The 12315-nt window shown below is 37.8% G+C and carries 15 protein-coding genes; 6 read left to right on the top strand and 9 right to left on the bottom strand.

Annotated elements, in window-relative coordinates; all coding sequences use genetic code 11:
* The first annotated feature begins 61 nt into the window (after positions 1-61).
* Positions 62-835, top strand: coding sequence for an SDR family oxidoreductase (locus HPC41_RS06010; protein ID WP_172393134.1), 774 nt, complete (start codon positions 62-64; stop codon positions 833-835).
* Positions 836-906: 71 nt separating this feature from the next.
* Complete coding sequence (locus tag HPC41_RS06005; RefSeq protein ID WP_172393133.1) at positions 907-1653, top strand: hypothetical protein; 747 nt, start codon at positions 907-909, stop codon at positions 1651-1653.
* Between the two features lie 473 nt (positions 1654-2126).
* Here the strand turns inward: HPC41_RS06005 and HPC41_RS25685 are convergent, their stop codons facing one another.
* From HPC41_RS25685 to HPC41_RS05985, 3 genes are all read right to left on the bottom strand, one after another.
* Positions 2127-2291 (bottom strand): hypothetical protein, encoded by a 165-nt coding sequence (locus HPC41_RS25685; protein ID WP_172393131.1) that lies wholly within the window; start codon positions 2289-2291, stop codon positions 2127-2129.
* 17 nt (positions 2292-2308) lie between these two features.
* Positions 2309-3223, bottom strand: coding sequence for a serine hydrolase domain-containing protein (locus tag HPC41_RS05990; RefSeq protein ID WP_172393130.1), 915 nt, complete (start codon positions 3221-3223; stop codon positions 2309-2311).
* 375 nt (positions 3224-3598) lie between these two features.
* The gene (locus HPC41_RS05985) at positions 3599-4399 is read right to left on the bottom strand and encodes an SMP-30/gluconolactonase/LRE family protein (protein ID WP_246250436.1); all 801 of its coding nucleotides are present in this window, start codon (positions 4397-4399) and stop codon (positions 3599-3601) included.
* A gap of 705 nt (positions 4400-5104) precedes the next feature.
* On the opposite strand from HPC41_RS05985, the gene HPC41_RS05980 reads away from it, so the two are divergent.
* From HPC41_RS05980 to HPC41_RS05970, 3 genes are all read left to right on the top strand, one after another.
* Positions 5105-5887: a nucleotidyltransferase domain-containing protein gene (locus tag HPC41_RS05980; protein WP_172393128.1), complete on the top strand. Its 783-nt coding sequence runs from the start codon at positions 5105-5107 to the stop codon at positions 5885-5887.
* A gap of 149 nt (positions 5888-6036) precedes the next feature.
* Positions 6037-6771, top strand: a complete 735-nt coding sequence (locus HPC41_RS05975; RefSeq protein WP_172393127.1) for a helix-turn-helix transcriptional regulator — start codon at positions 6037-6039, stop codon at positions 6769-6771.
* Between the two features lie 71 nt (positions 6772-6842).
* Positions 6843-7376: a dihydrofolate reductase family protein gene (locus HPC41_RS05970; RefSeq protein ID WP_172393126.1), complete on the top strand. Its 534-nt coding sequence runs from the start codon at positions 6843-6845 to the stop codon at positions 7374-7376.
* Positions 7377-7456: 80 nt separating this feature from the next.
* Here the strand turns inward: HPC41_RS05970 and HPC41_RS05965 are convergent, their stop codons facing one another.
* The 6 genes from HPC41_RS05965 to HPC41_RS05945 all read right to left on the bottom strand — a co-directional run bounded on the left by HPC41_RS05965 (position 7457) and on the right by HPC41_RS05945 (position 11934).
* A complete protein-coding gene (locus HPC41_RS05965) occupies positions 7457-7924 on the bottom strand; it encodes a DinB family protein (protein WP_172393125.1) in 468 nt (155 codons plus the stop codon).
* 536 nt (positions 7925-8460) lie between these two features.
* Positions 8461-9213 (bottom strand): SDR family oxidoreductase, encoded by a 753-nt coding sequence (locus HPC41_RS05960; protein WP_172393124.1) that lies wholly within the window; start codon positions 9211-9213, stop codon positions 8461-8463.
* Positions 9214-9244: 31 nt separating this feature from the next.
* Positions 9245-9670: a YybH family protein gene (locus HPC41_RS05955; RefSeq protein WP_172393123.1), complete on the bottom strand. Its 426-nt coding sequence runs from the start codon at positions 9668-9670 to the stop codon at positions 9245-9247.
* 159 nt (positions 9671-9829) lie between these two features.
* Positions 9830-10690 (bottom strand): helix-turn-helix domain-containing protein, encoded by an 861-nt coding sequence (locus tag HPC41_RS05950; protein WP_172393122.1) that lies wholly within the window; start codon positions 10688-10690, stop codon positions 9830-9832.
* A gap of 47 nt (positions 10691-10737) precedes the next feature.
* On the bottom strand, positions 10738-10872 hold the full coding sequence (locus tag HPC41_RS25515) for a hypothetical protein (protein WP_281358788.1): 135 nt from the start codon (positions 10870-10872) through the stop codon (positions 10738-10740).
* A 99-nt stretch (positions 10873-10971) separates the two neighbouring features.
* Positions 10972-11934, bottom strand: coding sequence for an aldo/keto reductase (locus HPC41_RS05945; protein ID WP_172393121.1), 963 nt, complete (start codon positions 11932-11934; stop codon positions 10972-10974).
* Between the two features lie 105 nt (positions 11935-12039).
* Here HPC41_RS05945 and HPC41_RS05940 point away from each other — a divergent pair.
* Positions 12040-12315 (top strand): winged helix-turn-helix transcriptional regulator (locus tag HPC41_RS05940; protein WP_172393120.1); only part of this gene is annotated, 276 nt, incomplete at its 3' end.

The following is a 12315-nucleotide window of genomic DNA, read 5'->3' as shown; positions in this document are numbered from 1 at the left end:
CTTTTGGCTACATTTTTCAGCCCTTCGTGCCTGAACTTTACTTTATAAAATAAAATTCGACATGAAAGTATTTGTTACAGGTGCTACAGGTTTCATTGGGACAGCGGTAGTACAGGAATTATTAGTGGCTGGACATCAGGTTCTGGGACTGGCGAGATCGAAAGAATCGGCAAAGAAATTAATTGACGCAGGAGCGGAACCCCACTATGGGGATCTAACAGATTTTGAAAGCTTAAAGTTAGGAGCAAGACTTTCCGACGCTGTTATCCATCTCGGATTTGTACATGATTTTGGGCGTTTTCAGGAGATGTGCATTTTAGACTGTGGGGTGATTGGAGCTATCGGTGATGCGCTGACCGGAACTGAAAAGCCATTTCTGATCACTTCTGGCACCGCACTGTTTTCAAAAGATGGAACGACTACGGAGAATGATCGCAGTGTCAATCACCCGCATCCAAGGATTGCTACCGAAAATGTGGCCGACGAACAGGCTGCTAGGGGTATAAATGTAGCCGTTATCAGGCTATCTCCCTCTGTTCACGGCGAGGGAGACAAAAACGGCTTTGTTCCACTATTTATTAAAATAGCAAAGGAAAAAGGCGTCGCAGCAATGGTCGACGGGGGAAATAACCACTGGCCTGCTGTTCACCGCTTGGATGCTGCAAGACTTTACCGCTTAGCCCTCGAAAAGCCTTTTGAAAAAGGAACCAGATATCATGCGGTAGCCGAAGAGGGTGTTCAGCTTAAAACAGTGGCTGCTGAAATTGCCAAACGTCTCAGCATCGAATCAGGAAAGCACGAAATAAATTTATTTGTTTCAGCATTAATTAGTTAATTGATGTGGGATTGTTGCGAGTAAAAATTTTCCTTAATTTGTCGCTTTAAATTTTATAATTTCTTCAATTTATGCTTTTCATTTATACACGTTACGAATACGTTCTAGGAAGTAAAACTATCATTGCAACATTAAAAAATGAGACGATATCGCAGAATTTCGATCTTCATATCATTACGCCTGCGACTAAATTTTTAGGATTTCCAGTAGGAGGTGGCTTAGTAAAAATGTCTCGATTAGTGAATCAGCGAGGACAGGTCATCCACGCTAGAAACTATTCGCCTGAAATAAAAGAAGAGGTGAAAAAATTTAAGAGAACACTAAAAATTCCATATTTCAAACTATGGAAGGGGTATTTGATTATTGCCTCAATAGCAATAGCTGGATCTATTATTTATGGTATTAAACTCAATTCAGATGGCAAAAAATATCGCAACGAAAAAGAGAATCTTGCTAAATCAGCACAACAATTGCAAGCAGGCCAACTCTACGGTGCTAGTTTTTTTACCGATGCGGAGGGAAATAACATCCAAGGATTGCCAGCTGGTTGGGTTAAAATTATAAAGATAGAAGGAGATACCATTTTTGTACAACGTTCTAAAAAAATATCAGATCGCGCTATGTTTGAAATGAAAGATTTAGAAACGATCAAACCCACATCCGATGCAGAGTGGAATGATCACATCGAAAAAATGAACTATCCTTTATTTAAAGAAGCTGCCCATAATAAAAATTTATCAGGCATAGATTTATTGTATATTGGTGAAGATCACGATAAATATTCTGGCGTTATTATGTCGTTTAAAGGTGTTGAATAATTGTCAGTTGATGGAAGATTTAGCAAAACTAATATAGAAAGAGATCTCAACAATTTTTACTATATATCATGAGACCTCTTCTCGTGGGCATCATTTTGAAACAACATCAAGTAGGAGGTACCAGTTTCGCCAACAACCCTGAAGTCTATATTTATGTATAGAGATTAGCTCTATTGGTCTTCAGGACACTCAATGCTGCCTTTTTTTTTGATACAATAGCCTCCGATATCAAGTCATTCAGAATTTTTCTCCCGATTCTATTGCCTCGATAGTCGGGCGCTATCTGAATTGGCACTCCTAAACGAATTCGTTCAGCAAGATTGATATTTTCAATATTGACCTTTACGCTCATTATGGTATTTGGTGTTGACCAAATTTCGTTATTTGAGCTGAGCAAAAAGGGGGTGTAAAACTAAACTGTCAAGTGGTAATTCTGCGTTCTATAGCTGAGGAATTACCCAACAAGTTGATTGCTACTTTTTAATCAATAATTTTTGAAATTCCTTTCCGATAAATGGATTAATGATATGTTGAAAGTCTTTTTGTAAGGTAAAAACAGTTATCGTTGCATTGGATTCTGGAGAATAAATAACATCTGTGCCCCACCAACCACCATGGTAATAAGCATTGAATCCCATATCAAAATGATAAAGTCCTAAACAGTATTTAGATTGATCAGAAGGCAATACATAAGTATGCATGGTTTCCAATAGCTGCTTATTTTGGATAATCTTCCCTTCAAACAGGTATTGGAAAAACAGTGCACATTCTTTTGCTGTTGCAGCAATTCCACCGCCACCGTACAGATCCCATGATGGATTAATATCATATGAGTCCCATTTGTACTACCTGCGTATTGATGCGCAAGCGCCATCGTGTTTGAGGGATATTTTTCCAAATCAATAAACCATGTCTTTGTCAGATTTAATTCTTGGTATTTTAGTAAATCCCTTATCGCTGTATAAAATGGTTGATGTGTTTTTTGTTCAATAATTTCAGTCAAGAGTAAATAATTTATATCCCCATAACTAAATTCCTGCCCTACAGTCTTGGGGGTGCCGATTTCAATCGATCTCTTGATCTGTTCCTCTTTTTTCCATTTATAGGTCGGATGTAAATTGACAAATTCAAAATAGGTTTCGTCGACATAATCCTGGATTCCTGATGTATGCGACAATAAATGCTTTACTGTAATTGCATTCAAATCATAACCATTTCTTTCGAACAATCGGCGTGTTTTGTCCGTCAATAATTTTTTAATCGGTTGATCGATAGTAATTTTTCTTTTTTCAACCAGCCTCAGTATTGCAGCAGCAACATAAGGTTTAGTATTGCTCGCAATCAAAACAGGCTGTTGATAATCCAGCGGCTTGTTTGTTTCGGTATCTGCGAAACCTTTTGCGTAGCTCCAGGAAATATGATGTTTCGGAGCTTCGACATGGACAATGACTCCGATGGCATTCTTATTTTTATCATATATTGAATCTACTGTATTTTTGAAAACAGTGAGCAGTTGAGCGTAACCTATAAAAGGAATACAATAGGTAATTAATAATAATATTTTTTTCATATGTACTTTTATATTAAAATAGCAGCCTGGTCATTCCTGTAAAGGAGTTATTCGGCCCCAGTTCAGTTGCTGCATATAAGTAGCGGACCAATAATTGAACTAAAATTTACTGCAGCGATTCTGTCAATTAATAATTTTTCCATCAAATGAAAGTAGTCATTTTAGACGAAGATGCATATAAAGCACTATTCCCGATATTGTTAGATCAGAATTGTAACGCTTTGGGCTAGGATTTACGGGAATACCATTTATTGGATTTTCCTTCAATCAGTATGAATTTCGATTTGGCTATTTAGTAGTAAACAGTAACGAGTGAAAATAACTGTCTAATACAAAATGACTTGAATAAAGTTGCTGATGAAATGGGTAAAGGTGCTAATCGACTCCTTTTGTCCGCATTGGAAGCGAATAAATTGCCGTTGAGGCTGTGATAAATAGATAAGTCCTATCTTTACCACCAAAACAAACATTCGATGTCCATGGTTCATCTACCTCGATATGACCTATCAGTACGCCAATTGGATTATAGATAAAAACACCTTTGCCCGTAAGGTAAATATTTCCTTGATTGTCCAATGTCATCCCATCAGACCCTTGGTCAATTACCACCTTCTGTCCGGTGAGCTTACCGTTAGATTCAATGGTATACCTGTAAGTTTTATTCCGCTCAATATCTGCTACATACAAGTGTTTTCCATCGGCCGATCCTACAATACCATTAGGCTTGGTTAGATCATCAGCCGCTACAATTGGCTTTTTCTCTTTTCCAGGAGCGAGGTAGTAAACTTTCTGCCCTTCTATCTCAGTTTTTTTTCTGGTCCAATAGTCACGCTGATAATAGGGGTCTGTAAAGTAGATACCTCCCTTCTTATCCGCCCAAAGATCATTTGGGCCATTCAGCTTCTTTCCGTCTACATCTGACAGTAGGATGGTAACCTTGCCACTATTGCTTATTGACCAAATCTCGTTTTTTTCATCCGCACAGGCAAGTAGTTGACCTCGATGGTTAAAGTATAATCCATTTGCACGGCCTGCGGAATCTTTAAAAAGAGAAAGATGGCCTTTCGTACTGTATTTCCAGATTTTGTTATTGGGCTGGTCAGTAAAATAGATATTCCCGTCCTTATCCACTGCCGGCCCTTCTGTAAAGGCAAACTGCCGAGATATTAATTTCAAACTGTCTTGATTAAACAATTGCGCTCTTACATCTAACCCTTTTAATGAAAAGAGTAATAATAGCAAGAATGCAGGGTAGTACCTGCTAGAATTAACTAAATGTAGCATAGCAAAAGTGATTAACCAAAATTATCATGTTTCCAAAAATCGAGCCATCTACGTCTTATATCATCATCTTTATTCTACTTAACCGTAGTTGCCGCCAATTCTACTAAAGATTAGCTTAGGCTGCCTCTACCGCGGTAAGATCCATTAACTATAATGTGCGCCAACCAAGCTGATTTTTCGTGTAAAATCAAAGTACCGACACCGACAATTTTGTTTTGGTCGACAACTTTGATAGGTTTACAAAAAGTTTGCAGGCAATATTCTATTAACGATAGGGTAATATCTCCCCATCCTTCAGGCTGAAGGCTTCTGGTTAGAGGTATGTCTTGTAGGTATAAAGGCTGTATATTCATTCAAGTTTTTAAGACTGATAATTTTGTCCAAACTAATATAGACAAAAGGCGTAATAGAATTTCTTTAAATATTATAAGCTCGTCACTCGCAGACCTCGTTTTCAAACAAAATCAACCCAAAAAATCTGTATTATTTAAAAGTAGAGAATTCGGAAGTGAATTACTAATTTTAAAAGGGAGGAAAAAATCAAAGTTTACCGAAGCTTATAGACATGAAGGCGTTTTATTTATAAACATTAAAATAATGATACAACAAGCATTTGCATACAAAGCAAAGGAGATTTTAGAACCGGACGATAATGTGATTGGTATGGCAATTGCAGGGTCTTGGCTTACCAGTGAAATAGATGAATTTTCAGATCTTGATTTAATTTTGATAACGAGACAAAGAATTTCTAACGACAGAAATCTTATGTTGGACTATGCTAAAAAGTTAGGGAATTTTTTATCTGGATTTACTGGAGAGCACGTCGGAGAACCAAGATTATTGATTTGTCTTTATGATTCTCCTCTTTTGCATGTAGATATTAAATTTTTAACAGTTGACGAATTTCAAGTCCGTATTGAAAATCCAACTTTGCTAATCGATAAAGACAAACAACTTGAAAGAATAATTTCTCAGACAGCTGCAAAGTTTCCCTATCCAGATTATCAATGGATTGAAGATCGCTTTTGGACTTGGGTACATTACGCTTTGTTAAAAATAGGGCGGGGAGAATATTTTGAAGCATACGACTTTATGGCATTTTTACGGACGGTTGTTTTTGGTCCATTGTTGCATATTAAAAATGACAATTTACCCCGGGGTGTTAGGAAAGTCGAAACAGATTTATGCGCCGCAGATCTCGAAAAACTAAAATTCACTATTCCAACGTATAATAGACAATCATTATTAGACAGTTTGAAATATGGAGTGGTGTTATACAGACAATTAAGGACAGATCTTTTTGACGGCAACGTGATTTTACATAGCGACACAGACAACATAGTAATGAACTATTTTGAAGAAATCGAAGGTCGACGATAAATTAGCGCTGAATAGCATTTAAACTTGACGCTTTTAACGCTCAATCAAGTTTAATGCATTACTTCAAAAAAAAGATCTTCTCTTCCATAAAAGTGAATTAATGTTCAGAAAGTCATGTTTTTACTTCGCAAATTGAAGCTACAGTACATATGGAATATAAGAAAGTAAATCCTTACAAAGAATTAGCGCCCTTTATTCATTTTTATTGGGAATTGAAGGGTAACGAATTTAAAAAGGGTTGGGAGCGGGTTTTCCCGGATGGCTGTGCGGGTATCATATTGAATTTAGGAAATAAATGTCTAACAGATAATGGGTGTCTCTCAATGGATTCTGGGAAAACTTATGTAGTGGGTGCTATGAATGCTTTCAAAGACAGCTTTATTGATAATGACACACATTTGATTGGTGTATGCCTAAAACCGGCAACTTTTGCTAATTTCTATACTTATGCTTCGCAAAATGAGTTGACAAACAACACTGTCGAATTGGAAAAACCGATTTCATTTAGCGTTGATAAAACATATGAAAATCCATTCGGTTATTTTGACCGTTTTTATTCCGAAAAAATAAAAACCAAAACCAATCAATTACACGCTGTTATTGATGATATACATTCATCCAAAGGAACAATTAGCGTTTCTGATCTTGCGAAAAGAAATTTTACAACCATAAGACAGCTCGAGCGAAATTTTAAGAAGTTTATCGGACTATCGCCAAAAGAATATTCAAACATTATCCGTTTTCAGTATGCTTTGTCTTTAATCAGAGAATCGAAGCAAAACCGAAGTTTGTTAGATATAGCTTTTGAATGTGGCTATTATGACCATTCACATCTGAGTCTTGAAATCAAGCGAAATACCGGAATTTTACCGTCGTTACTTTAATTTGTCGCATTTTTACAAAATGCCAATGGTGGTGTAAACGTAAATTTGCAGAAACTATAAATTCAAAACAAATGCGAAAAATTTCACTTTTCATTGCAATGAGCTTGGATGGTTATATTGCAAAACCCAACAACGACTTAAGCTTTTTGAAATTAGTAGAAAAAGAAGGGGAAGATTATGGCTACGCCGAATTTACGTCCCAAATTGATACTATAATTATTGGCAGAAAAACCTATGATTATGTAGTTCAAGAAATCGGGACCTCTCACTATGACAACGGACAGCGAGATATTTATGTCATTACAAGGACTGAGAGGCCGCAATTAGGTAGAACGATTTTTTATACAGGTGACTTAACCGAATTAGTTGCCCGTTTAAAATCAGGAGGAGGTAAAAATATCTATTGCGATGGTGGCGCAGAAGTAATCAATGAATTATTAAAGTACGACTTAATAGACGATTATGTCATCTCGATTATTCCAGTTCTGGTAGGTAAAGGAACAAGACTTTTTAAAGACGGAAGACCTGAGCAAGCCCTAGAATTCATTACAGCAAAAGCATTTGATACCGGATTGACACAACTACATTACAAGCGTAAAAAGTAAATCGCAACTTCTGGTATAAGTTAACATGTTAACCAGCTAAACCATAGCTAGAAGTACCTTAAGGGTACTTCTTTTTCTTTTCACATTTCGTCGATTTCATATTTTTTCACAGTAATTTGTCGCAAATGATGTTCAAAATGTGAAATGTAATCATTGATCAGAAATTCCAACGTGTTTCCATTGACCTTCCTTGATAAAATTTCTGGTGTTAACTGATTACATATAAACAAAAGTTGTCGGTTTAAGCATTCCCACAACGCGATCATATGACCAAGATCAGCTTTCTGATAATAGTTGGCAGTACACCAACTAACTTGGTCATACAACACTGTAGGATTATCTTGAAATTGTCCGGTGATGAATCTTGTCAGATTATTCGTTGCGCTATCAACTAGATGTCCCAAAATCTCCTTTTTGCTCCATTTATCTTTGGATTGCTTATATTCTAAATCTGATAACTCTAATCTCTTTAAAATCAAAGGAAATTGAACTAAATAACCTTCCAAGGATTGAATAGCGCCATTTATCATTTTTTTGTCTTTGATCATATATTTATTGATTATAATTTTGACATGCTAATAAAAAGCCCATTTATCTTATTCTGTTTATCAATGAGTTAGTTTAAAGATAAATATTTTATGTTGAATAACGATAAATGTAAATAAAAATATCTATCATCCACCGTCAACTAACTCTGTAAAAGTATAAGGGAACTAGCTGAGTATAGAATGGAAATAAAGAACAATTTAACAAAGCTTTGATCATATCACTATGTTGGATTCCAGTTCTCAAACAGTATCAAATAGGTGTTTTCAGTTTGGCCAACAATCTTGAAACCAAATCTCCTGCGAGTATTTCTGCTCCTAATTCCCTTATCTCGACGATATTCTTTTTCTTGTCTTCATCTTCAGGGTTGATCGTTGTTTCCGACAACAATACATTTACATTGTTATGGTTTTTAGTTTTTTTTGCAATATTGCGGAAGAAGGTGTTTCTAATTCATCTGCTACCAAAATTAAAATTCGGCCACTTTGCCAAACGATGAGGTATACTATTACCGGTTACTAATATACATTTTAGTTTTTTACTTGTCCAAAGTACTCAGCGCCCAGTCCTCAAAATAAACGTTACCAGCAGTGTATGGTCCTGCAGGCACGAGCAGAGACCTCGGAATCACCAGATGCATGTACTTACTCTCCTCATCAGATACCACTTTTATTGGCTTTCCAATTATCCCTATATATTTAGCTACAAAATCATCCATACTTCTTCTCACAGGTCCCGCAATTTCAGCAGTACTATTTTGGGGCTCTTCTAGCGCATACCGGACAATAAAATCTGAGACATCTTCCAGGGCAATAGGCTGATAGTCGACCTTGGAAACAAATACCTTGTCTCCATTTCCCTGTACCGCAATGATTGCGTCCGTATGCTCATGGAACTGTGTCGAACGGATTATTGTAAAAGGTATTCCGGAATTTTTAATATAATCTTCCTGAAGTTTCTTTGCACGTAGATAACCAATTTCCAGTCCATCGTCTGTCCCGACAATGGAAAGAACGACATGATGTTTAATACCCGCAGCTGATTCAGCTTTCACCAGATTCTTTGCTGCCGTTTCAAAAAACCTGATGGCATTTTCTTCCTCTGGAGAAGAGGAATTGGATAGGTCGATCACGATCTCCGTTCCGTGCAGTGCGCGGGAAAGCCCTTCTCCAGTTAGGATATCCACTCCATGTGAAGGGGAGCCAATGATTACTTCATGACCAGCTTTTTCCAATTTTTTTGTGACCAGTCTTCCCGTAAGACCTGTACCACCAATTACTAAGATTTTCATATCTATATTATTTAAATTTCATAACAATTGATTACAATAAGCTGCGTACCCGCACGCCAAATGGGTTTCCAAACCAGCATCTCCAGTATCCGTCGATTCCTTTTTTAGCGTAATCACTGGAAGTACCCGTTATATTTACTATCTCACCGTTCCTTCTTGTCCCAACAATTTTCCAGTCCAATATCAATGCCGCCAGGTTACCCGCAGCATAGATGTTTCTAACGCTAATTCTTATTGGCAGTCCGAATCCGAAAGAACACTGTAGCTCAGCGGCAATTTCCTTTTTTCCGCGTTTTGGTTCTCCTTTGGTATTGATAACGATTGCATCATCCTCATAGAAGCAAAGCATGGTTTCAATATCTCGGGAGTTAAAATGATCCATAAGAGAATCAACAATTCCTTCAGGGATGGTCGACAATTTAAAAGTTGGGCTTTTCACGATTTCACAATCTTCCATACGATCAAAAAAAACTACATTAAACGTGATGCACTATGGCATTACTTATTACAATGCAAAATTGATCAATATATGAATGCCCCAACACTCATAAACGGCGGTAAAAGGTGGACAAAAAAGGGAATTGGGGTAAAAGTTGAATACAGCAGTGACCTAGTGCTAATTGGGCTGTGGACGATATGTCTTTCGGTAGTCACTTGGAGACCTTCCTGCTTTTTTTGTGAACAGCCTTATGAAATACTTTGGATCCTGATAGCCCAGGTGGTAGGAAATTTCCTTGACTGTCATTTCCGAGTAATAGAGCAAGCGCTGTGCTTCATTCAATAATTCCTTTTGGATCAGCTGGGATACAGAATGGCCTGTCACCTTTTTAACCACATCATTGAGGTGTGCCACAGAGATATGTAACTTTTCTGCATATTCCGAGGGACGCTTTAATATACGGAAATCTGCCTTTACAAGATTTCTAAATTTCTTAGCGATGCTGACCGCCCGCGGCCCCGCTTTGGTAGAATGTTCCATCAGGCTACTCTCAAAGGATAGTGCCGCCTGCGCAATAATGGCTGAAAGAAGCGGCTGCTCTACTTCCATACGGGAGCCTCCATTCATATCTTTTAATTTTATCATTGAATCAAGGGCTGACTTAAACCACGCGTGTTCAATGCTGGATAGCGGAACTATCCATGTGTCCGCTAACGAACTTTCGAGCGCTCCCTTTGCGGATTCGGTAAGATGGCGGTCTTCAAACGAAATATAATAGCCCGTTGCACCTACGACTTTGATGATCTGATGAACCTGGTTGGGAGGACAAACAAAAAGAGTTCCCGCAGACATCGTTAAGCGCTCCAAATCGAAGAGAACTTCCAGCGTCCCAGATTCAACAAACATGCAGGTATAGTGGTCATGCCTGTGCGGATTTAGAGCTTTTATTATGCCCGGTGTGGATCCGTCCCAAATTCCAACAGCAATACTGCTGCAGTGATCCATACTGTTCAATAAAATAGTATCATGTTTCGACATATCAAGTATTTTGATCTTCTAATTTAGTAGTATTTTGTCGATTAACCTTATGTACTTAAGGTCGGCGGCTTTCCAAATTTCTTCTTAAAGACATTGCGAGGAGTTGAGCCATCCCATATTCCAATAGCAATACTGCTGTTGGAATCCATTCTGTTCAATAAAATAGATTCACTTTTAGGCATGACGCAATTTATATTCAAATTTAGTTCATATGCTTTAAGAATTACTATCGATTACGTTTCATGTCACTTCTTTCGTATTTTAGGTTCAATTTTTCTAAATCAACCACGTACAGTATTCAGCAGATCGTGCGGATACCCGAGGCTAATGGAGCTTAAAGCATCCAGTTTGGCCAGCTCATCAGTGGTCAAGTTGATATCCGTAGCCCGAATACTTTGCTCAAATTGCTCTATCGTCCTAGCTCCAAGTAAAGGAAATGCTTCTTTTGATAGATTCCATGCAAATGCAACCTGGCCAGGAGTAACTTCATATTTTTCTGCAATTGTGACCAGTTCATCAATGATCAGTTTGGTTTTTTTGTCTTCCGAATATTCAGCGTCAGAAGAATGACTGATGCGCCCGGCTTCTCCCTTTCTATACTTGGCGGTAAGCAGTCCGCCAGCTAGCGGAGAGTACATCATTATACCCATTCCATATTCCTTCGCCATAGGGATCAATTCGCGGTCTGCGGTACGTTGCAATAAATTATATTCAATCTGTAAAGCAGTGAGTTTTGTTGATGATGCAATGGCCGATGCCTTCCATGCCGGGAAATTAGTCAGTCCCGCATATAGTATTTTTCCTTCTCTGACCAGATCTTGAAGTCCCATTGCTATTTCTTCCAATGGAGTTACACCATCATCATAATGAGGCATATAAATATCTATGTAGTCCGTCTTAAGCCTTTTTAAACTTTGCTCAACAGCCTGTCGCATAGATTTACGGTTGTTCCCAAAATTGCTGATGGAAGGGTTGGGATCGCTACTTCGGGTATATTTCGAGCAGATAATAAAATTACTTCGTTGCCCCTGCAGAAAGTTGCCTACGATTTCTTCCGCCTCTCCAAATTTATAGACATCCGATATATCAATAAAATTGCCACCTTTATCTCCATAAGCTGTTAAAATCTTTTTTGATTCTTCAGGACCTGCACCGTAACCTTTTCTTGTCCCAAAGTTGGCTGCCCCCAATATTATTTCACTGGCGTAAAGCCCTGTTTTTGTTCCAAATAATTTAGATTTCATATTTTTATATTTACTTTGTTGCAAAGTTAAGGGCATAAAGTAACCGTGTCAATTACGGATAAATTTATCTATACTCACTTTATACCTTCGTAAAATATATCAGCTATGTACGAAAAAAAGCTTCCTGTCAATTTAGATTGTGGTTTACATCTGTTTTTGCAGGTCGTTCAGGGCAAATGGAAAATAAACCTGCTCTGGGCAATACATTCAGGTATCAAGCGTCCGGGTGAGCTGCAGCGGAAAATCCCCAATGCAACCCGTCGTGTACTTGATGCGCAGCTTGGCCAATTGATTGAACATGGATTGATTAATAAAGTCGTCTTTGATCAGCTTCCGCTGAAAGTAGAATATGAACTGACTGGGCTGGGTGAAAGCCTTATA

This window comes from Sphingobacterium prati (assembly GCF_013167215.1).
Taxonomy (GTDB): Bacteria; Bacteroidota; Bacteroidia; order Sphingobacteriales; family Sphingobacteriaceae; genus Sphingobacterium; species Sphingobacterium prati.
This window is presented reverse-complemented; position numbering and strand designations above follow the sequence as displayed.